The organism is Cupriavidus sp. FW305-F7, assembly GCF_058782875.1.
The window spans coordinates 47993-69315 of record NZ_JBYSYC010000027.1; the positions used below are offsets into that span (position 1 = coordinate 47993).

Annotated in this window: 18 protein-coding genes and 1 pseudogene; 6 read left to right on the forward strand and 13 right to left on the reverse strand. The window is 66.3% G+C overall.

The genetic code is table 11. The features are described 5' to 3' along the window. Positions 1 to 164: 164 nt before the first annotated feature. The 3 genes and pseudogenes from AC3WL8_RS23620 to AC3WL8_RS23630 all read right to left on the reverse strand — a co-directional run. Positions 165 to 620, reverse strand: a pseudogene (locus AC3WL8_RS23620) (c-type cytochrome); the annotation flags it as partial. Between the two features lie 66 nt (positions 621 to 686). After that, a complete protein-coding gene (locus tag AC3WL8_RS23625; RefSeq protein ID WP_013953561.1) occupies positions 687 to 1025 on the reverse strand; it encodes an antibiotic biosynthesis monooxygenase family protein in 339 nt (112 codons plus the stop codon). A gap of 25 nt (positions 1026 to 1050) precedes the next feature. Further along, entirely contained in the window at positions 1051 to 1680 is a 630-nt protein-coding gene (locus tag AC3WL8_RS23630) for a LysE family translocator (RefSeq protein WP_013953560.1), read from the reverse strand. Between the two features lie 84 nt (positions 1681 to 1764). On the opposite strand from AC3WL8_RS23630, the gene AC3WL8_RS23635 reads away from it, so the two are divergent. Then, on the forward strand, positions 1765 to 3090 hold the full coding sequence (locus AC3WL8_RS23635; protein ID WP_211981906.1) for an aminotransferase-like domain-containing protein: 1326 nt from the start codon (positions 1765 to 1767) through the stop codon (positions 3088 to 3090). A gap of 22 nt (positions 3091 to 3112) precedes the next feature. On the opposite strand, the gene purU is transcribed toward AC3WL8_RS23635, so the two are convergent. The 7 genes from purU to AC3WL8_RS23670 all read right to left on the reverse strand — a co-directional run bounded on the left by purU (position 3113) and on the right by AC3WL8_RS23670 (position 12823). Continuing rightward, positions 3113 to 4009 carry a formyltetrahydrofolate deformylase gene (gene purU, locus AC3WL8_RS23640; protein WP_013953558.1) on the reverse strand — a complete coding sequence of 299 codons (897 nt, stop codon included), beginning with the start codon at positions 4007 to 4009 and terminating at the stop codon, positions 3113 to 3115. Positions 4010 to 4039: 30 nt separating this feature from the next. Continuing rightward, entirely contained in the window at positions 4040 to 6535 is a 2496-nt protein-coding gene (locus AC3WL8_RS23645) for a GcvT family protein (RefSeq protein WP_013953557.1), read from the reverse strand. 97 nt (positions 6536 to 6632) lie between these two features. Next, on the reverse strand, positions 6633 to 7484 hold the full coding sequence (locus tag AC3WL8_RS23650; RefSeq protein WP_013953556.1) for an EamA family transporter: 852 nt from the start codon (positions 7482 to 7484) through the stop codon (positions 6633 to 6635). 113 nt (positions 7485 to 7597) lie between these two features. Beyond that, positions 7598 to 8731 (reverse strand): 2-aminoethylphosphonate--pyruvate transaminase, encoded by a 1134-nt coding sequence (locus AC3WL8_RS23655; protein ID WP_492378914.1) that lies wholly within the window; start codon positions 8729 to 8731, stop codon positions 7598 to 7600. A 40-nt stretch (positions 8732 to 8771) separates the two neighbouring features. Further along, positions 8772 to 10598, reverse strand: a complete 1827-nt coding sequence (locus AC3WL8_RS23660) for a putative 2-aminoethylphosphonate ABC transporter permease subunit (protein WP_013953554.1) — start codon at positions 10596 to 10598, stop codon at positions 8772 to 8774. Beyond that, positions 10589 to 11701 carry a putative 2-aminoethylphosphonate ABC transporter ATP-binding protein gene (locus AC3WL8_RS23665; protein WP_013953553.1) on the reverse strand — a complete coding sequence of 371 codons (1113 nt, stop codon included), beginning with the start codon at positions 11699 to 11701 and terminating at the stop codon, positions 10589 to 10591. Before AC3WL8_RS23665 ends, AC3WL8_RS23660 begins: the two co-directional genes overlap by 10 nt. An 87-nt stretch (positions 11702 to 11788) precedes the next feature. After that, on the reverse strand, positions 11789 to 12823 hold the full coding sequence (locus tag AC3WL8_RS23670; RefSeq protein WP_492378915.1) for a putative 2-aminoethylphosphonate ABC transporter substrate-binding protein: 1035 nt from the start codon (positions 12821 to 12823) through the stop codon (positions 11789 to 11791). A gap of 264 nt (positions 12824 to 13087) precedes the next feature. On the opposite strand from AC3WL8_RS23670, the gene AC3WL8_RS23675 reads away from it, so the two are divergent. The 4 genes from AC3WL8_RS23675 to AC3WL8_RS23690 all read left to right on the forward strand — a co-directional run bounded on the left by AC3WL8_RS23675 (position 13088) and on the right by AC3WL8_RS23690 (position 17499). Further along, a complete protein-coding gene (locus AC3WL8_RS23675) occupies positions 13088 to 13798 on the forward strand; it encodes a phosphonate utilization associated transcriptional regulator (RefSeq protein ID WP_013953551.1) in 711 nt (236 codons plus the stop codon). A gap of 60 nt (positions 13799 to 13858) precedes the next feature. Then, positions 13859 to 15121 (forward strand): phosphonoacetate hydrolase, encoded by a 1263-nt coding sequence (gene phnA, locus AC3WL8_RS23680; protein ID WP_013953550.1) that lies wholly within the window; start codon positions 13859 to 13861, stop codon positions 15119 to 15121. A 42-nt stretch (positions 15122 to 15163) separates the two neighbouring features. Next, positions 15164 to 16627: a phosphonoacetaldehyde dehydrogenase gene (gene phnY / locus AC3WL8_RS23685; protein ID WP_013953549.1), complete on the forward strand. Its 1464-nt coding sequence runs from the start codon at positions 15164 to 15166 to the stop codon at positions 16625 to 16627. Positions 16628 to 16743: 116 nt separating this feature from the next. Next, positions 16744 to 17499: a DeoR/GlpR family DNA-binding transcription regulator gene (locus AC3WL8_RS23690; RefSeq protein ID WP_013953548.1), complete on the forward strand. Its 756-nt coding sequence runs from the start codon at positions 16744 to 16746 to the stop codon at positions 17497 to 17499. 37 nt (positions 17500 to 17536) lie between these two features. On the opposite strand, the gene AC3WL8_RS23695 is transcribed toward AC3WL8_RS23690, so the two are convergent. From AC3WL8_RS23695 to AC3WL8_RS23705, 3 genes are all read right to left on the reverse strand, one after another. Beyond that, positions 17537 to 18031, reverse strand: coding sequence for a hypothetical protein (locus tag AC3WL8_RS23695; protein WP_193351075.1), 495 nt, complete (start codon positions 18029 to 18031; stop codon positions 17537 to 17539). 88 nt (positions 18032 to 18119) lie between these two features. Then, on the reverse strand, positions 18120 to 18386 hold the full coding sequence (locus AC3WL8_RS23700) for a helix-turn-helix domain-containing protein (RefSeq protein ID WP_371827406.1): 267 nt from the start codon (positions 18384 to 18386) through the stop codon (positions 18120 to 18122). Between the two features lie 197 nt (positions 18387 to 18583). Then, positions 18584 to 19348: an aminotransferase-like domain-containing protein gene (locus AC3WL8_RS23705; RefSeq protein WP_492378916.1), complete on the reverse strand. Its 765-nt coding sequence runs from the start codon at positions 19346 to 19348 to the stop codon at positions 18584 to 18586. 395 nt (positions 19349 to 19743) lie between these two features. Between AC3WL8_RS23705 and gdhA the strand changes: the two genes are divergently transcribed. Further along, positions 19744 to 21087, forward strand: a complete 1344-nt coding sequence (gene gdhA, locus AC3WL8_RS23710; RefSeq protein WP_041228692.1) for an NADP-specific glutamate dehydrogenase — start codon at positions 19744 to 19746, stop codon at positions 21085 to 21087. Positions 21088 to 21323 lie beyond the last annotated feature (236 nt).

Below are 21323 nucleotides of genomic sequence, written 5' to 3' on the forward strand. Positions count from 1 at the left end.
AACAGGCAGATCGCAAGAGCTGTGCCGGGGCGGGAATCGAACGAAAGAACGGGGAAAAGCGGGGGGCGCGTGCGCGTGGCACGGGTGGGATATGTCACACGCCGGCACGGCTGTGCCAGCGCGTGACACCGGGTGTTCCAGAATGGAACACCCGGGGCAGGGCTTCAGTGCCCGGGGCCTGCGGCGCGCAGCGCCTTGACCGCGGCGGGCGTCACGTCGGCCGGCTGGCCGCCCCAGGTGGCGCGCAGGTAGTTGGCCAGCAGCGCCAGCTCGTCGTCGCTCATGCGCGCGGCAAAGCCCGGCATGTCCTGCATGGCCTCCGCGCCGGGGAAGCGCTGCGCCTCGATGCCGTCGAGCATCGACACGATCAGGTTGCGCGCATCGGTGTTGCGCACGGTCGAGTTGCCGGCCATCGATACCGCCACGTGCGGCTTGCCTTCGCCCTCGCGGCCGTGGCAGCCGGCGCAGACCGCCACATAGTGGCGGCGGCCCGGTGCCAGTTGCGCGGCATCGGCGTTGACGGGCTTGACTGGCTGCGGTGCGGGCGGCTTGTCCCCGAGCAGGTAGGTCGTCATCGCCGCCAGGTCGCCCTTGTTCAGGTACTGGCTGCTCAGATAGATCGCCGCCAGAATCATTCATATCCCGGCGGCCGGCCGTCCAAAGATCGGCCGGATAGGTGAAGGCGTTTAGCCCTGCGGCTGGCGCCGGCTGTCGGGCACGAAATGCCGGAGCGAACCGTCGCCATAGGCGCGCTGCACTTCGGATATCACCACGTGATAGCCGTCATACCACTTGCGGTACTGGCGCTTGGCGTCCAGGTGCCGCGGGTGGGTGGCGAAGGCCTGCAGGGAGTCCTTGTCGCGCCAGTAGTAGCTGGCGTTGGACAACTGGCCATCTGGCGAGCGCCAGGACTCGGCACCGACAAAGCCGGGTATGCCGGCGGCGATCTCGTCGATCAGGGCGCTAAGGCGGTGGAACTCGTCATCGGCCTGGCCGGGCCGGTAAATAAAGGCTGCGATATACATCAAGGGCTCTGCGTGAGAAACGGTTTCAGGCCGGGCGCGAGGTCAGCGCCAGCCGCAGCGCCAGCAGCACCAGCACGGCCGCAAGGCCGCGCGACTGCAGTGTCGCGGCCTTGGGGTGGCGTGACAGGAAGCGGCGCACGGTACCGCCAGCCGCGCCGAGCAACGCGTGAAACACGGTGGCGATCACTGTCAGGACCAGGCCAAGCATGAGCAGCTGCTGGGCTACGCCGCCCTTGCCGGGATCGACGAACTGCGGCAGGAAGACCATGAAGAACAGCAGCGCCTTGGGATTGAGCAGGCTGTTCAGCATGGCGCGCACAAACACCGAGCGCAAGGACGCTTGCGTCACCACTGCCTCCTTCAGCGCAAGCGGCTGCCGGAGCGCCTTGACCGCCATCCACAGCAGATAGGCCGCGCCGGCATAGCGGATCAGGTCGAACGCCGGCGCCCACGCCATTACCAGGGCGGTGATGCCGGTGGCGGTCAGGACCGTGAGGACCAGGTCGGCCACGGCAATCCCCAGTGCCGTCGCAACGCCGCCCCGAGGGCCATAGGTGATGCCATGTGCCATCACGAATGCCATGTTCGGGCCGGGTGACAGGAGCAGCAGCATCACTGCCGCGGCGAAGATCGACAGGGTGGTCAGGGCAATCATGTGCAGGAAATGGTTAGCGTTGACTAGGCATGCAGGCTATTCTTCTGGCCTGATACACGCAAAGCATTGTTCTAGATACAAAGCATGGCCCACGTGCGCTACAAAACCATTGTTGACGAGATTTCCGCGCGCATTCATTGCGGCGAGCTGCCTCCGGGCACGCAACTGCCGACGGTGCGTGCGCTGATGAAGCAGTACGGCGTGGCGCTGGCGACCGCGGCACGCGTCTATGTCGAGCTGGAGGCCGTCGGGCTGGTGGTCGGCGAGACCGGCAGGGGCACGTTCGTGCGCGATACCTCGCTGCCGCGCGGCCTGGGGCTGGAACAGCATCCGGTGCGCGCCGGCGCGGTGGACCTGACCTTCAACTATCCGTCGCTGCCCGGGCAGGTTGAACTGTTGCGCGATGGCTTGCGCAGCATCGCGGCCTCGGGCGATCTCGACGCGCTGCTGCACTCCGCGCCGCAGGGCGGGCGCCCGCACGAACGGCAGGCCGTCGCCAGGCACCTGCGCAACCGCGGCATCCGGGTGCCGGGCAGCCAGGTGCTGATCGTCAATGGCGCGCAGCAGGGCCTGGCGGTGACGGTGATGGGACTGCTCAATCCCGGCGACGTCTTGGCGGTTGACGCGCTGACGTATCCGGGCATGAAGGCGCTGGCGCAGCTGTACCGGCTCGACCTGGAGCCATTGCCGGCGACCGCCGCGGGCCTGGACCTGGATCGGCTTGCCGCGCTCTGCAAGCGGCGTCCGGTGCGGGCGGTCTACACCATGCCGACCATGCACAATCCGCTGGGCTATGTCATGAGCGAGGCGGACCGTGGCCGTCTTGCGGCCCTGGCGCAACGGCATGATCTGCTGATCATTGAAGACGGTGCCTATGCCTTCCTTGCCGAACCGGCGCCGAAGCCGGTGTTCACCTTCGCGCCAGAGCGGACCGTCTACGTCTCGGGCTTGTCGAAAAGCGTGGCATCGGGCCTGAGGATGGGGTTCGTCGCGGCGCCCGGGCCGCTGGTGCCGGCCCTGGAACGCGCCATTCGCGTGTCAACCTGGAACACGCCGTCGCTGACCGTGGCGTTAGGCTGCCTCTGGATCGAAGCCGGCACCGTCGATGACCTGGAGGAGCGCAAGCGCAAGGACGCCCGGCGCAGGCAGAGCCTGGCGCGGCGCATCCTGCGCGGCTGCCGCGTCACGGCGCACCCGTCTTCATACTACCTGTGGCTTGAACTCGAGGAGGACCTGCGCGCCGACCAGGTCGCGGCTGCCCTGGAGCAAGAGGGTGTGCTGGTGACGACGGCCGAGCCGTTCGCGGTCGGAGCGAGCGTGCCGCATGCGCTGCGGCTGGCGCTCGGGTCGATCTCGATGGATGCGCTGGAGCAGGCGTTGCGCAAGGTTCGGCGGGCGGTGGCAGCCTGAAGCGGCGGCAAAGGCTGCCGCGTCAGCGGAACACCAGCGTCCTGCCGCCGTTGCGCAGGACCCGATGTTCCGCATGCCATTTCACCGCCCGCGCCAGCGCCACGCATTCCACATCGCGTCCGATGGCGGTCAGCTGCGCGGCATCCATGGCATGGTCCACGCGTGCGACTTCCTGTTCGATGATGGGGCCTTCGTCGAGGTCGCCGGTCACGTAGTGCGCTGTGGCGCCGATCAGCTTGACGCCGCGCTCGTAGGCCTGCGCGTAGGGGCGCGCGCCCTTGAAGCTGGGCAGGAAGGAATGATGGATGTTGATGGCGCGGCCCTCCAGGCGGCGGCACAGATCCTCGGACAAGACCTGCATGTAGCGGGCCAGGACGACCAGGTCGATACTGTAGTCGCAGACCAGGTCCCACAGTCTCGCTTCCTGCGCGGCCTTGCCTTGCGGCGTGGCATTGAGCAGGGGCAGGTGATGGAACGGGATGTCGTAGCTCGCCGCAAGCTGGTAGAAGTCCTTGTGGTTGGAGACGATCGCCGGAATCTCGATGGGCAACTGGCCGGTGCGGTAGCGGAACAGCAGGTCGTTCAGGCAGTGGCCGATCTTTGACACCATCAGCATCACGCGCGGCTTGCGCGCGGCGTCGTGGAGGGACCAGTCCATTTCATGCGCGGCCGCCACGCCCGCCAGCGTGCTGCGCAGGGCAGCGAGCGCATCGCCGCCATCCTGGCCTTCTGGCAGCGGCCGCTGGAAGTGCACGCGCATGAAAAACCGCGCGCTGTCGCGATCGCCGAACTGCGCGGAATCTACGATATTGGCGCCGGCTTCCACCAGCAGCGCCGAGACGGCATGGACAATGCCTGGACGGTCGGGGCACGACAGCGTCAGGATGTAGCTGGCGCTTTCGGTCTGGATCACTGGCATGGGCACTCCGGTATCCGCTTGCATCGATGTTCAGGCCTTGGTCCGTTCGCTGGCCGGATCGTACGGCGCGCGCAGATGGATGCGCGCGGGCAGCAGTTGCCCGGCCAGGTCCACGTGATACTTGCCGCCCTCGATCCATGCCGCGTCGGCCGGACCATCGGCGCGTGCCAGAAGCCCCATGCCCACCGGACAGCCAAGGGTGTGGCCGAACGCGGCCGACGTCACGAAGCCGGCCGGGCGCACGGTGCCGTCCTGGGCGGTGCGCAGGATGGCCTCCCCGCCCCAGAGCATGGCCTCGCTGGCGCCGTCCAGCGTGACCACGGCAACGCGGCGCCGCACCTGCGCGGTGCCGCCGGCAGCGCGCAGCTTGAGCAGCGCTTCGCGCCCGCGGAACGGGATGCCCGTGTTCAGCTTGCAGGCAAAAGACAGCCCGGCCTCGAACGGATGAATGTCGGTGGTCAGTTCGCGGCTCCAGGCGCGGTAGCCCTTTTCGATGCGCAGCGATTCGATGGCGTAGTAGCCGGCATTGACCAGTCCGAAGCGTTTCCCGGCCTCGTGCAGGGTGTCATGGACGCCCACGGCGAATTCCACCGGGACATACAGTTCCCAGCCCAGTTCGCCCACATAGGTCAGGCGTGTCGCGCGCACCGTGGCATAGCCGAGATCAATCTCTTTCGAGGTGCCGAACGGGAACGCCTGATTGGAAAAATCGGTGCACGACACGCTCTGCAGCAGCTCGCGCGAGCGCGGGCCCATCACCGCCAGCACGGCGAACTGGCCGGTGACATCGACAATCGCGCAGCGCTTGTCGGCGGGAATCAGGCGCTCGATATAATTGAAGTCGCGCGTGGTCTGCGCCGAGCCGGTCACCAGCAAGTACTGGTCGTGCGCCAGCCGCGTCACGGTCAGGTCGGATTCATAGGTGCCGCGGTCGTTGAGCATGGCGGTGTACACGGTCTGCCCCGGCGGCACGGCCACGTCGTTGCTCATCACGTATTGCAGCACGGCCTCGGCATCGGCACCCTTGACGATGTACTTGGAGAACGAACTCATATCGAACAGCGCCACTGCCTCGCGGCAGGCGCGGTGTTCTGCGCCGCTCCACGGCAGCCAGTTCTGCTGCCCGAACGAGTAGCGGATCTCGGGCGACTGTCCGGCAGGCGCGAAGAAGTTTGGCCGCTCCCAACCCATCTTGCTACCGAAATTGGCGCCGGCAGCGTGCAGGTGGGCATAGAGCGGCGAGCGCCGGAACGGCCGCGCCGTATCCAGTTCCCGGTTGGGCCAGGGCATCGCGTAGTGCAGGCCCAGCGTTTCCTTGACGCGGTCGTGCAGCCAGCTCTCGTTGCCGTTGAAGCCGGCAAAGCGGCGGATATCGACCGGCCACAGGTCCATGGTCGGCTCGCCCGCGACGATCCATTCCGCCAGCGCCATGCCGGCGCCGCCGGCAGACGCAATCCCCATTGAGTTGAAGCCCGCGCCCACGTAGAAATTACGAAGCTCGGGCGCTTCGCCGAGGATGAAGTTGTTGTCCGGCGTGAAGGACTCGGGCCCGTTGTAGAACTGCTTGACCTGCGCCGACTCCAGTGCCGGAACGCGGATCAGCGCGTTCTCCATCAGGATCTCGAACTGGTCCCAGTCATCAGGCAGCAACTGGAACTCGAACGGCTCGGGAATGCCCTGCATGCCCCACGGCTTGGCATTGGGCTCGAAACCGCCCATCACCAGCCCGCCCACTTCTTCCTTGAAGTAGATGAAGCCGTCCGGGTCGCGCATCACCGGCAGGTCAGGGTGCACGCCGGCGATGCGCTCGGTGACGATGTAATAGTGCTCAGCCGAGTGCAGCGGCACGGTCACGCCGCACATCTGGCCGACCTTGCGCGCCCACTGGCCGGCGCAGTTGACGACGATCTCGGCCTCGATGCGGCCTTCGTCGCCGGCCTTGTTGCGCCAGCTCACGCCGGTGGCGCGGCCATCGCGGGTATGGATCGCGGTGATTTTCGTATCCTGCGCGATGACCGCGCCGCGGCTGCGCGCGCCGCGCGCCAGCGCCTGGGTCAGGTCGGTCGGGTTGGCCTTGCCGTCGCCCGGCAGCCAGACCGCCCCAAGCAGGTCGTCGGTGCGCATCACCGGCCACAGTTCGCCGGCCTGCGCGGGCGAGATCACCTCGCAATCCACGCCATAGGCCCGCGCCACTGCCGCGGTGCGGCGCAGTTGCGTCATGCGTTCCGCAGTGCGCGCGACCGACAGCGAGCCGCATTGCTTCCAGCCGGTGCCGAGGCCCGTTTCCGCTTCCAGTTCGCTGTACAGCTGGGTGGAGTAGCGGATCAGTTTCGTCATGCTTTCCTGCGAGCGCAGTTGCCCGACCAGCCCGGCCGCGTGCCAGGTGGTGCCGCAGGACAGCTGTCCCTGTTCCAGCAGGACCACGTCCTTCCAGCCGAGCTTGGTCAGGTGATAGGCGACGCTGCAACCGATGATGCCGCCGCCGATGATGACGACGCGGGAGTGGGATGGGATGACAGGGGACATGGCGGGAAAACCTCGGCAGGAAAGTGGTTGGCGTTGCCTGCCATGTTATGCAAAAAAACGCCAACCAACAACACAAAATGCCACATGCATCGGCGGATCAGCGCGCCAGTTGCAGTGTCAGGATCCCCGCCAGGACCAGCGCGGTTGCAATCAGCCGCCGCCGGTCGAAGGGCTCGCGCAGCAGGAAGTGGCCCAGCAACGCGGCAAAGATCACGCTCGATTCACGCAGCGCCGCCAGCTTGGTCACGGGCGCCATGGTCATCGCCCACAGCATCAGCGCATACGAGCCCACCCGGTTGATGCCGCCGATCCACGCGCGCTTCCATTCCGTGCGCATCAGCGTGACCAGCGCGGTGCCGCGCCGGCTGAAGGCGTAGGTCGGCATGAAGATGTGCGACATCGCCTGCAGCCAGACGATGTAAGTGAAGACCTCGCCGTAGCGCTTGACCGCGGTGCCATCGATTACGGTGCCGCCCGCCAGGCAGGCCCCGGCCAGCAGCGCAAAGCCGAGCAGGTCGGGCGTTTGCCGGCGCCAGCGCACCAGGCTGACCAGCCCGCAGCAGATCAGTGCAATGCCGGCATAGCCGCCAGGCCCCAGCCGTTCGCTGCCGGCCAGCAACAGCAGGATCGCCACCATCATCGGCGCCGAGCCGCGCATCAGCGGATAGGCCTGGCTGAAGTCGCCGCGGTTGTAGGCGGCCACCAGCGACAGCTTGTAGCCGACCTCCAGTGCCACGGTGGCCAGCAGGAAAGGCCAGACCTGGGGCGCGGGCAGCGGCACCAGGAACAGGAAGGGCAGCGCCACCAGCAGGCAGAAGGTGTCAATCAGCGCCATCGACGACAACCGGTCGCCGCCGATCTTGACGATGGCGTTCCACGACGCATGCATCAGCGCGGACAGCATCACGGCGGCAAAGGCGAGGCCGTGAAAGTCTGGGGGGAGGGACATGAAGGAGGGGTCGTTCTTGTGGTCTTCTGATGCGTTCGCAAGTCCGCTGGTTTGCTCCTCTCTCCCGCAAGCGGGAGAGAGGAGCCTGCTGCCGGGTGTTGGAGGAAAACGCCTTAAGCCGCTTCCGCCAGCGGCGCCTGCGCCTTGATCCCCATCTCGCCCAGCACCTCGCCGATTGCCGTCACGACATTGCGCATCTCGTTGTCATCAATTGCACCAATGCACCCGACGCGGAAGGTCTCCATCTGCGTCAGCTTGCCCGGATACAGGATGTAGCCGCGCTCGCGCACCTTGGCATAGAAGGTCTTGAAGTCATAGCGCGCATCGGCCGGCGCATGGAAGGTGACGATGATCGGCGCCTGCACCGCCGCCGGCAGGAAGGCGCGGAAACCGAGTGCGGCCATGCCCTGCACCAGCGCGTCGCAGTTCCTGCGGTAGCGCGCGCCGCGCACCGGCTGGCCGCCTTCTTCCAGGAACTGGTCGAGCGCGGTGCGGAAGGCCGCCACCACGTGCGTGGGCGGCGTGAAGCGCCACTGCGTGGTCTTCTGCATGTAGACGTACTGGTCATACAGGTCCAGCGCCAGCGAGTGGCTGTTGGCCTGGCTGGCTTCCAGCACGTCCTTCTTCACCAGCACGAAGCCCATGCCCGGCACGCCCTCGATGCACTTGCCGGTGGCGGCCACCAGCGCGTCGAACGGCATGGTGCGGGCGTCGATCTCGATCGCGCCGAACGAGCTCATCGCGTCGACGATCAGCCCCTTGCCCAGTCGCTGGCACAGCGCGGCGATGTCCTGCAGCGGGTTGAGCACGCCGGCGCCGGTCTCGCAGTGCACCTGCGCCACGTGGGTAATCGACGGATCGCGCCGGATGGCCTCTTCGATCACCGCGGCGGTGGCGGGCTGGTCTTCGGGGATCGGCAGTTCCACGCTGGCGCGGCCCAGCACCTTGCAGATCTTGAGGATGCGCTGGCAGTAGGCGCCGTTCTGCGGCACCAGCACCTTGCCGTCGCGCGGCACCACGTTGGCAATGGCGGCTTCCACCGAGAAGGTGCCGCTACCCTGCATCGGCACGCACACATGGGTGCCTTCGCCGTAGACGATGCGCACCAGGTCGTCGCACAGGCTGCGCGTGATGGTGTTGAAGGCGGTGTCCCACGAACCCCAGTCGCGCAGCATGGCCTGCTTGGTGGCGAGCGAGGTGGTCAGGGGGCCGGGGGTCAGAAGGATCGGGTCGTTGCCGCGAATCATGGTGAGCTCCTGATTGGGAAGGAGTGGAGATAGGAGAAGGTCAGTCGTTGCCCTGGCGCCAGGCCTGGGTCTTGCAATCGAGCACGCGTTGCAGCAGGTAATAGAGCAGGCAGGCGAAGGCCGAGGTCAGCACCACCAGCGTCGCCATCGCCGCCGCGGGGCCGATGTCGCCGGATTCATCCAGGTTGACGATCTCGACCGAGGCCAGCTTGGTGTCGGCGCCGTACAGGAACACCACTGCCGAGACCGTGGTCATCGCATTGATGAAGAGGTAGCGCGAGATCTCCAGGATGGCGGGCAGGCAGGCCGGCACCGTGACCTTGAAGAAGGTCTTGTAGAACGGCACCTTGAGCGACGCGGACACGGCCTCGAACTCGCTGTCGAGCTGCTTGAGCGCGGTCACGGCGGTCAGGTGGCAGGAGGCGTAATAGTGGACGATGGTCACCAGCACCAGGATCCCCAACGTCTGGTACAGCCCGTGCATCGGGTTGGCCTGCGGCACGAAGAAGAAGATGTAGCCCAGGCCCAGCACCAGCCCCGGCACGCCCATCGGCAGCACCGCCATCAGCCGCACGAAGCTGCGCAGCCAGTCCATGCCGCGGGTCTTCTCCAGCAGGTAGGCGGTGGCGAAGATGAACACCGGCCCGATCACGGCGGCCAGTCCCGCCATGCGCAGGCTGTTCAGGTAGGAATCGACCACGCCGCCCTCGACCAGCCCCACCCGGTAGTGGTTCAGCGACAGCGAGAAGTTGTACGGCCACAGCTTGACGAAGGATGCGTAGATCGCCATGCCCATCACCGCCAGCATCAGCGCCGCCATCAGCCAGCAGAACACCGCCATGATCAGGTCGAAGCGGCGACTGCGGCGCGGCACGTAGGGCACCGAGCGTGCCGACATCAGCGCCATCTGGCGGCGCTGCACGCGCGCATCGACGTAGTAGGTGACGGCCACCGGCACCAGCAGCATCAGCGATACCACCGCGCCCTGCGAGAAGTCCTGCATGCCGATCACCAGCTTGTAGATGTCGGTGGCCAGCATATGGAAATTGCCGCCGATCACCTTGGGGATGCCGAAGTCCGAGATCGCATAGGTGAACACCACCATGGCCGCGCTGACCAGGCCGTAGCGCGCGCCCGGCACGGTGATGGTGAAGAATTTGCGCACGGTCGAGGTGCCCAGCGCATCGGCCGCCTCATACAGCCGCGCGTCGGTCAGCGACAGCGCGGTGATCAGGATCATCAGCGCATGCGGGAAGGTGGCGAACACCAGCGACGCCACGATGCCCAGCGGCCCGTAGATCTGGGTGCTGCCCATCCACGGCTTGAACAGCCCCTGGTTGCCGAACCAGAAGATGAAGGAGATCGCCGCCAGCAGCGATGGCGCCAGCAGCGGGATCAGCGCCAGGTTGCGCAGCAGGCCCTTGCAGGCGATGCGGCTGCGCGTCAGCGCATAGGCAAAGCTGAACGCCAGCGGCACCGTGATGCAGGTGGCCAGGGCAGAGACCCACAGGCTGTTCCACACCGAGCGCAGCAGCGCCGGCGACTCGAAATACGCGCGGAAGTGCGCGATGCCGGCCAGGCTGCCGTCGCGGTTCTGCACGCTCTTGGCCAGGATCATCACGATCGGCGCCAGCACGAAGCATGCAAGCGCCAGCGCGGCCAGCGCCAGCAGCACGTGGGCGAGGCGGTCGGTCCAGTGTGCGCGCACCGCGGTGGCGACCAGGGCCGGCGGCGCGGGCTGCGCGCCAGGGTTGGCAGGCCCGGCCGGCCCGCTGGTGGCGGGGGCGGGGACGGTATCGGTGGCCGGCATGGTGGCAGACGTAGTGGCAGACGTGGTGGCCGGCGCCGCAGTGAGGCTCATGCGCATGCGTGGCGGAAAATGCGGATACGGTCAGCGGGAATGGCCAGGCGCAGCAGGTCGCCGGTGTTCGGGCGCAGCTCGTGCAGGTCATTGAGGGAGAGGTCGGCGTACAGTGCGCCGGACGCTGCGTCAGGCAGGCGCAGCGTCAGCCGCGAGAACGCGCCGAGGAACTCGATCTTGTCGACGGTGGCCTCCAGCACGTTGGGGCCATGCTGTTCGATGCCGCGCACGCAGACGTCTTCGGGGCGGAAGAACACCTGCACGTCCTCGTCGGCGCAACAGCCCTGGGGCGCGGCGCAGCGCATGCGCACGCCGCCCAGGTGCAGCTCGCCGTCGCCGCAGACGCGCGCGCCCAGCATATTGGTCTTGCCGACGAAGTCCGCGGCGAACGGCGTGGCCGGGCGCTGGTAGATCTGCGCCGGCGTGCCTACTTGCTCGATCGCGCCCTGGTTCATCACCACGATGCGGTCGGCCATCGACAATGCCTCTTCCTGGTCGTGCGTGACCAGGATGGTGGTGATGTTCAGCCGCTGCTGCAGCGCGCGGATCTCGCTGCGCAGCCGCACCCGCACGCGGGCATCGAGCGCTGACAGCGGCTCATCCAACAACAGTAGGCCGGGCGAGGTGGCCAGCGCGCGCGCAATTGCCACGCGCTGCTGCTGGCCGCCGGAAAGCTGCGCCGGGTACTGGTTGCCGCGCTCGGGCAGCCCCACCAGCGTCAGCAGCTCATCCACGCGGGCGCGGCGCTGGTCACGCGGCATGCGGCGGTTGACCAGGCCGTAGGCCACGTTGTCCGCCACCGTCAGGTTGGGGAACAGCGCGTAGGACTGGAACACGATGCCGTAGTCGCGCTCCATCGGCGGCAGCGTGGAGATGTCGCGCCCGCCCTGGTGGATGGTGCCGGCGCTCTGCGATTCCAGCCCGGCGATGATGCGCAGCAGCGTGGTCTTGCCGCAGCCCGACGGGCCCAGGAAGCACAGCAGCTCGCCCTGGCGCACGTCCAGGTCGATATGTTGGAGTGCCACGAAGGCGCCGCTGCTGCCGCCGAAGCGCTTGTGGATGCCTTTCAGGCTGAGGTAGGTCTCGGCCGTGGATGGGGAGGTCTGCATGGCGTGTGGGCCCGGTGTGTTCTGTTGGGGGACCCGGCGTCCTCTGCCCCGGGGCGAGGGCGCCGGTACAGGACGGCGCTCAGGCGCTCAGGGCTGCTTCTCCGACTTGCTGGCATAGCGCTTCTGCCACTCTGTCAGCACGCGCTCGCGGTTCTTGGCGATATGGCTGAAGTCGTTCTTGACCAGCATCTGCTCGTAGTTGGCCGGGATGGTCTCGATCTTTCTCGCCACGCCCGGGTAGGCGACGATGGCCCAGTCCCTGGCAAACAGCTGGTTGGCCTCCTTGCTGGCCAGCCAGTCCATATAGCGCTGCGCGGCCTCCATCTTCCTGGTGCCCTTGACGATGCCGGCAGCCTCGATGTCGTAGCCCAGGCCTTCCTTGGGGAAGATCATCTCGATCGGCGCGCCCGAGGCCAGGGTCTTGTGCGCGCGCAGTTCGAACGAGATGCCGATCGGGAACTCACCCGAGCCGGCCTGCTTGCATGGCTTGGATCCCGAATGGGTGTACTGGGCGATGTTCTCGTGCAGAGCATCCATGTACTTCCAGCCATCCTGCTCGCCATAGAGCTGCAGCCAGGCGGTCACGTCCAGGAAGCCGGTACCGGAAGAGGCCGGGTTGGGCATCACGATGGTGCCCTTGTAGACGGGCTTGGCCAGGTCCTTCCAGGTCTCGGGGCGCGGCAGGTTGCGCTTCTTGGCTTCGATGGTGTTGAAGCAGATGGTGGCGCCCCAGACGTCCAGCCCCACCCACGACGGCGGCGTGGCCTTGTCGCTGTAGTCGCGCGTCAGTTTCTCGAAGCCCTTGGGCGCGTAGGGCGCCAGCATCCCTTCCTGCTTGAGCAGTTCCAGGCTCGACGCCGCCAGCCCGGCGATAACGTCGGACTGCGGGTTGCCTTTTTCGGCCAGCGCCTTGGCGGTGATGACGCCGGTGGAGTCGCGCACGTACTTCAGTTCGATATCGGGCGCTACCTTGGCAAAGCCCTCGGCGTACGGCTTGAGGGTCTCGATCTCCCACGCTGTGTAGACGGTGAGGGTGGTCTTCTGGGCCAGCGCCGTGCCGGAGGCGGCTAGCGCAAGCATGGCGGCGGCGGTGCGCAGGGTGGATGTGAAGGACGGTTGCATGGGGACTCCTTCTGGCATTGTAGGTGGAGATATGTGTCGATTTGGTGAATATGTTGCATTGCCGCGGGGCATGCCGCACAACATTGAATCACCGTGAAACCCTTGTGCTACAACACTTGTAAGACATATACCTGGTTTTCCGCGCTCCGTACGACACCAACTGCGCTACACCGATGTCTTGATTGTTGACAATATACAAACCGCTTGCTTTAATGGCAATAAGGATTTTCGATATCGCGCAATCCGTCACAAACGGGAGTTTTCATGTCACGCCAAGCACCGCTGGCAAGCGAAATCACCATCCTGCAGAGCCAGTCCCTGGCTACCTTGGTGCAGCGCGAACTGGAACTGCGGATCATGTCGGGCGACCTGCCCCCCGGCGCCAAGCTCAATGAGATCGAGGTGGCAGGGCAGCTCAATGTGTCGCGCGGACCGGTGCGGGAAGCCTTCCGGGCGCTGGAGCAGGCCGGCCTGCTGCGCACCGAGAAGAACCGCGGCGTGTTCGTGCGCGCCATCTCGGTGGAAGAAGCCGATGAGATCTATGAGCTGCGCGCCGTGCTGGATGAGTTCATCGGCCGGCAGCTGGCCGCCCGCATCACGCCCGAGAGCCTGCGCGAACTGCGCGCGCTGGTGGAATCACTGGGCGCCGCCAGCCAGGCGCGCGATGTCGATGAGTACACGCGGTTGAACCTGGCGTTCCACGACCGGATGGTGGAACTGGCCGGCAACCGCAAGCTGCTGGATACCTACCGGCGCCTGGTCAAGGAGCTGACGCTGTTCCGGCGCGAAGCGCTGTCCGGCAGCCACGCCGCCATGCCCGACTCCACCCGCGAGCACCGCGCCATCGTCTCGGCGATTGCCGCGCGTGACGGCGAACTGGCCGCGCGCCTGATGCGCGAGCACGTCGAGCGTGGCCGCGCCCGCATGCATGCCGCGGTGGACCCGGCCAGCGCCGACAAAGGCGCTGCCGCCTGAATCCGACCGCATCCACGGAAAGTACCGACCCCGATCGCGCCCACGCACAGGAACCCCAACATGCCTGACACCAATGCCCGCACCATTACCGTCAACCAGCGTACCTATCGTTGGATGCAGCAGCCCGTCGTGGTGGTCTGCGTCGACGGCTGCGAGTTCGACTACCTGGAAGCCGCCGCCGCCAGCGGCCGCGCGCCCTACCTGAAGCAGCTGCTGGAAGCCGGCTCCGCCTTCCGCGGCGCCTGCGTGGTGCCCACCTTCACCAACCCCAACAACCTGTCCATCGTCTGCGGCGCGCCGCCCGCGGTGCACGGCATCTGCGGCAACTACTTCTTTGACCGCAGCGCCAACGGCGGGCGCGGCGAGGAAGTGATGATGAACGACCCCAAGTACCTGCGCGCCGGCACCATCCTGGCCGCGTTTGCCGACGCCGGGGCCAGCGTCGCCGTGGTGACCGCCAAGGACAAGCTGCGCCGCTTGCTGGGCCACGGCATGCAGGGCATCTGCTTCTCGTCGGAGAAGGCCGACCAGGCCACGGTGGAAGAGAACGGCATCGACGGCGTGGTCGAACTGGTCGGCATGCCGGTGCCTGACGTGTACAGCGCGGAGTTGTCGGAGTTCGTCTTCGCCGCCGGCGTGCGCCTGATGGAAACGCGCCGCCCGGACCTGATGTACCTGTCCACCACCGACTATATCCAGCACAAGTTCGCACCCGGCTCGGACGGTGCCAACGCCTTCTACGCCATGATGGACAAATACCTGGCGCAACTGGACGCGCAGGGCTGCGTGGTCGCGCTGACCGCCGACCACGGCATGAACGCCAAGCACGACGACGCCACCAAGGCGCCCAACGTGATCTACCTGCAGGACCAGCTGGACGCATGGCTGGGCCGCGGCGTGGAAGACGGCGGCGCGCGCGTGATCCTGCCGATCACCGATCCCTACGTGGTCCACCACGGCGCGCTCGGGTCCTACGCCACCATCTATCTGCCCGACGATGCGGACCCGGCCGCGATCCAGGCCCGGCTGTCCGACCTGCAGGGCGTGGAAAGCGTGCTGACCAATGCCGAGGCCTGCGCGCGCTTCGAGCTGCCGCCTGACCGCGTCGGCGACCTGGTGGTGACCAGCGACAAGCATGTGGTGCTGGGCACCAGCCGCAGCCGCCACGACCTTTCCGGGCTGGACGCGCCGCTGCGCTCGCACGGCGGCGTGTCGGAGCAGACCGTGCCGCTGGTATTCAACCGTGCCACGGCCGGCATTCCCGGCAAGGCCCTGCTGCGCAACTTCGACATCTTCGATGTCGCGCTGAACCATCTGCACTGAGTGCATTGAGCCGTACCGAACTGTATTGACCGGAGGAGACACATGAACGCCCCCCAATTCCCCGCTGGTGCCGTCAACCCCCATTTCCGCGCCGAGGCCCTGCGCATCGACGGCCAGAAGATCGTGCGCGAGCGCGTGATCGAAGTGCGCAATCCGTATGACGGCACGCTGGTCGGTACCGTGCCCAAGGCCACGCTGGACGATGTGCGCCGTGCCTTCGAAGTGGTCCAGGCCTACCGCTCCACGCTGACCCGCTATGAGCGCGCCGCCATCCTGAACCGCGCCGCCGCGCTGCTGCGCGAGCGCACTGAGGAAGCGTCGGACCTGATCACGCTGGAATCCGGCCTGTCCAAGAAGGATTCGCTGTATGAGATCGGCCGTGTCGCCGACGTACTGGGCTTTGCCGCCACCGAGGCGCTGCGCGACGATGGCCAGTTGTTCTCGTGCGACCTGACTCCGCACGGCAAGAAGCGCCGCGTGATGACCCAGCGCGAGCCGCTGCTGGGCGTGATCTGTGCCATCACGCCGTTCAACCACCCGATGAACCAGGTGGCGCACAAGGTGGCGCCGTCGATCGCCACCAACAACCGCATGGTGCTCAAGCCGTCGGAAAAGGTGCCATTGTCGGCGTTCTACCTGGCCGACCTGCTGTATGAAGCCGGCCTGCCGCCGCAGATGCTGCAGGTGATCACCGGCGACCCGCGCGAGATCGCCGACGAGCTGATCACGCACCCCGCCGTGGACCTGGTGACCTTTACCGGCGGCGTGGCGATCGGCAAGTACATTGCCAGCAAGGCCGGCTACAAGCGCGTGGTGCTGGAACTGGGCGGCAACGACCCGCTGATCGTGCTGGACGACGCCGACCTGGACCGCGCCTCGGACCTGGCGGTGCAGGGCTCGTACAAGAACTCCGGCCAGCGCTGCACTGCGGTCAAGCGCATGCTGGTGCATGAAGCCGTGGCCGCGCGCTTTACCGAACTGGTGGTGGAGAAGACCCGCGCGTGGAAATACGGCGACCCGATGGACCGCGGCGTCGACATGGGCACCGTGATCGACGAGCAGGCCGCGCAGCTGTTCGAGGCCCGCGTCAATGAGGCAGTGGCGCAGGGCGCGCGGCTGCTGGTGGGCAACCAGCGCAACGGCGCCAGCTATTCGCCGACGGTGCTGGACCGCGTGGACCCGTCGATGACCGTGGTGCGCGAGGAAACCTTCGGGCCGGTTTCGCCGATCATCACCTTCCGCGACGTGGGCGATGCCATCCGGATTTCCAACGGCACCGCGTTCGGGCTGTCCTCTGGCGTCTGTACCAACCGCATCGAGGATTTCACCAGGATCGCCAATTCTCTGCATGTGGGTACGGTCAACCTGTGGGAGGTGCCCGGCTACCGTATTGAACTGACGCCGTTCGGGGGGATCAAGGATTCGGGGCTGGGCTACAAGGAAGGCGTGCAGGAGGCGGCAAAGAGCTTTACCAACCTGAAGACGATTACGTTGCCGTGGGGGTGAGGGAAGGCGGCGCATCCCTGGCAAGCCGGCCACTGCGCCGGCTTTTGCCTGCATTGCGCTAGAATCGGCGCCCAACAGGTACTTTCCCGCCCATCGCGCCCCAATCCGGAGTCACCGTGCTCGCCGAACAACGGCAGAAATACATCCTCGACCAGCTGTCCGCCACCGGCGCGCTGGCCATCAGCGAACTGGTGACCGAGCTCGACGTCTCGCGCGAGACCATTCGGCGCGACCTCAACGCGCTGGCCGCGCGCGGCCTGCTGGTGCTGACCCACGGCGGCGCGCTGGCCTCGGACCGCACCGAGCCCGATACCCAGACCCGCGCCGCGGTCAATGCCGAAGGCAAGCGCGCTATTGGCGTGCGTGCGGCGGAGCTGGTGCGCGACGGCGCCTCCCTGATCCTCGACTACGGCACCACCACCCACGCGGTGGCGCAGGCGCTGCATGGCCACCACAACCTGCTGGTCTACACCAACGACCTTGCCATCGCCCAGCTGCTGGGCCGGCGCAACGGCAACCGGGTGATCGTGCTGGGCGGGGAGCTGCAGGACAACGAAGACGCCACGCACGGCTGGGACACCATCGAACAGCTGTCGCGCTACCACACCGACTTTGCCTTTGTCGGCATCGGCGGCGTCACGCCGCGCGGCGAGATCTGCGACTTCTCCCGCGCCGCGGCGGAGCTGCGCAGCCGCATGCTGCTGGCCGCCGACGTGGCCTGCGTGGTGGCTGACCATACCAAGTTCGGGCGCAATACCGGCGTGACCATCAAGCATTTCGACCTGGCTGCCTGGCTGATTACGGATATGGCGCCGGAGCCGGAACTGGCGGCGGCGCTGAAGGAGCGCGGGACGAAGCTGCTGATTGCTTGAGCCGCAGGTGCCTTGGCGCTCTGGAGATATCCACGCCTCACCGCTTGTGCGAAGGCGAGTTGGGCTTCTCATGTTTCATGCAATTCCCGCGATTTCCTCTCGCCTGCACGCCATGCGATAGACAGATGGCGGTACGCCGCAGATCTGTACGTAGCCTGCCGTCGATGCGGCGCTCCGCGATCGAGAGCGGATTGAGCTTGACCATCAGGTAGTGCCCGTCAATGGCGTGCTCGCCGGTCTGGAACAGTACATCGGTAGCCGAAGGCAGAACGCCGTTGCAGCTGGCGCGCAGCGCCTGGGCCAGCCGCGCGGCGCCCATTTCGGCGGATGTGGCGTCGACGGTCGAGTAGGACAGGCGCAGCGTATTGTGTTCGGGGTTATCGGCAAAGAATGCCGCGCCTGGCACAAAGGTCACGCCGGCCTTGATCGCGGCCGGCAGCACCTGCGCGGCATCCACCTGCGGCGCGAAGCGCGCCCACAGGGGATTGCCGTTGCGCAGTTCCCGGTCGAGCGCCTCGAAGGCGTTGAGCACGAAGTTGTCCGGCGCCTGGGCAAAGGACTGAAGTGCAGCGTCGCGGCTCCACCGCTTATGTGCCAAACGGATGCGGCCACAGCGTGCGCTATGTGCGTCCGCTCGGCAGCCTGTGCCTCATGACGCTGGATGACTGCACGCTGCGCGAAGTCGCCGACGAGCTCGGCGTTACACGCTTTGCCGGTGTGCCAACCTTCCTGAACTGCTTGGAGAACTGCGCGCTGTCGCTGAAGCCGCAGGCCAGCGCCACACTTTCAATCGAAAGCTCGTCGCGGCGCAAGGCGGCGCAGGCAAATTCGATGCGCTTATGCAGGACGTATCGAGAGGGCGGCAGGCCAGTGGCGTCCTTGAACACGCGAGTGAAATAGTAGGGGCTGAGACCCGCCTGCCGCGCCAACGGTCCCCAGCGTGATCCGATGCGTGAGGTGCGTTTCTATGTACTCATCCAGCCATTTCATGCGCACGGCAGTCAACGCCGGCATTCGGCCGCCACCGCGAGGCCCTTTGCCGTAGCAGGTCACGATATGCGCCGCTACCAGGCGTGCATACGTCTCACCGATCAGCGCGCCGTGTGGAGAACGACGACAAGTAGAGGACGCGGGACTGCGCGGCACTGCCGGTGGCGAGCGCCAGGATGCTGGCTACTGGGTTGCCGCAGAGGCGCAGCTCTCCATAGGGATCGTCCTCGATGATGTAGGTGCCGGCGCGACCGGCAAGGTCGACGAGCTGCCGGCGTCGCGTCAGGGAGAGCGTGCGACCGCTCGGGTTGCCAAAGTTCGGGACGACGTAGATAGCCCTGACCGGATGACGCGAAGCGTAGGACTCGATCCAGTCCACATCGATGCCTGCTTCGTCGGATGGCACGGAGATAATACTGGCCTCGGCGAGGCCGAAGGTCTGCAGCGCTGCGAGGTAGGACGGCCGTTCCACGAGCACCGTGTCACCGGGGTTGAGCAAAGCGCGCGCGGCCAGATCCAGGCCCTGTTGTGAACCCGACGTGACCAGGATGCTGGTCGGATCCGCTACGATGCCGCGCAGCCGGAGCAATTGCGCGATCTGATCGCGCAGCGCCGGCTCGCCTTCGGTCAGTCCGTACTGGAACGCAGCGGTATCGCCGCCGTCAAGCACTGCAGCCAGCGCTTCGCGAAGACCTGCGGAATCGAACAGATCCGGTGCGGGGATGCCACCGGCAAGCGAGATGACGCCTGGTGCCTTGCTGTACTTCAGCAGGTCCCGTACTGCAGAGCTCTGCACGCGGCCTACGCGAGTAGCAAATGCCTCTTTCCCGCCTTGTAGTGCGGTCGTTGTCTGGTTCATCTATCCCCTGGTTCGGTGTTGCCGTCCGGCAAGACGAGTGTAGGGAGCAGCGACTAATGCCATGCGTGCAGAAATACCACCTTTGTGCTTTATTGCCCTGATTATTTCTGAGAGCAGAATTAAGAATGGCTTTAGGGCTGTCCGCTGATCGCACGGAAATCCCCGCCTCACGCACAAAAATGCGGCTTTCACGCCGCTGTCACAGGTGTTTTGACTGTTGTGTGCCCCACGCTGGTGCTAAAGTGCTGCGTTGTCAGACATTCACGGCCCGCCGTGAATGTCTGACAACCGGAGGCCACCCACCTTCCATCGGCGCAACGCCAGACGGCACCACAGACCGGTACCAAGCCGGCAAGGCTGCCGGATCCAGCCACTCCAGCACAGCAGAGACATCCGTGAATTCTCCCTCCCTTGACGCATTCCTGGCGGGGGTTGCCCGCCGCGACCCCAATCAACCTGAATTCCTCCAGGCCGTGAAGGAAGTGATGATGACGCTCTGGCCCTTTGTCGAGCGCAATCCGCGCTACGCCGACCAGGCCCTGCTTGAGCGGCTGGTGGAGCCTGAGCGCGTGATCCAGTTCCGCGTGGCCTGGACCGACGACCAGAACCGCGTGCAGGTCAACCGCGCCTTCCGCGTGCAGCACAGCTCGGCCATCGGCCCGTTCAAAGGCGGCATGCGCTTCCACCCGACCGTGAACCTGTCGGTGTTGAAGTTCCTGGGCTTCGAGCAGACCTTCAAGAACGCGCTGACCACGCTGCCCATGGGCGGCGGCAAGGGCGGCTCGGACTTTGATCCCAAGGGCAAGTCCGACGCCGAAGTGATGCGCTTCTGCCAGGCGCTGGTGACCGAGTTGTTCCGCCACCTGGGCCCGGATACCGACATCCCGGCCGGCGACATCGGCGTGGGCGCACGTGAAGTCGGCTTTATGGCCGGCATGATGAAGAAGCTGTCGAACCAGTCCGCCTGTGTCTTTACCGGCAAGGGCCTGGCCTACGGCGGCAGCCTGATGCGCCCGGAAGCGACCGGCTACGGCACGGTCTACTTTGCGCAGGAGATGCTGCACCGTCGCGGGCGCGCCTTCGACGGCCTGCGCGTGCTGATCTCCGGCTCGGGCAACGTGGCCCAGTACGCAGCAGAGAAGGCGATCGAGCTCGGCGCCACGGTGCTGACGCTGTCCGATTCCGGCGGCGTGCTGCACTACCCGCAAGGCATGACCACCGGGCAGCTGGCCGAAGTGATGGCCTTCAAGAATGAAGAGCGCGGCCGCCTGTCCGACTTTGCCGCCCGCCACGGCATGACCTTCGAAGCCGGCCGCACCCCGTGGCACGTGCCCGCCGACGTGGCGCTGCCGTGCGCCACCCAGAACGAGCTGGACGGCAACGACGCCGAGACCCTGCTCGGCAATGGCGTGATCTGCGTGGCCGAAGGCGCCAACATGCCGTCGACGCTGGAAGCCGTGGACCGCTTTGTCGACGCGAAGATCCTCTACGCCCCGGGCAAGGCCAGCAATGCCGGCGGCGTTGCCACTTCCGGACTTGAAATGTCGCAGAACGCCATGCGCCTGTCCTGGCACCATGCCGAGGTCGACGAGAAGCTGCACGCGATCATGAAGGACATCCACCAGAACTGCATCCACCACGGCCAGAAGGCGGGTGGCTATATCAACTACGTGGAAGGCGCGAACATCGCCGGCTTCGTCAAGGTGGCCGACGCCATGCTGGCGCAAGGCGTGATCTGACCTGAAGTTCCGGCCGGCGCAATGCCGGCCGCTGCCGGGCGGGTGCAGGCACGCACCCGTCTGGCGCATCTCCCCCCGATTCCCCCAGGCAGTATCCATCCCGCAGCGCCGGGCAGCGCCCCCCATGCCGTCATCCGCCGCCACGGCCTGCCGCCCGGCTGCATCTCCCGATTATTCGCAAACCGCGAACACTGTCCTCGGAGTTTGGCCCGTAGTCAGTGTATGGCGCCTTGCCT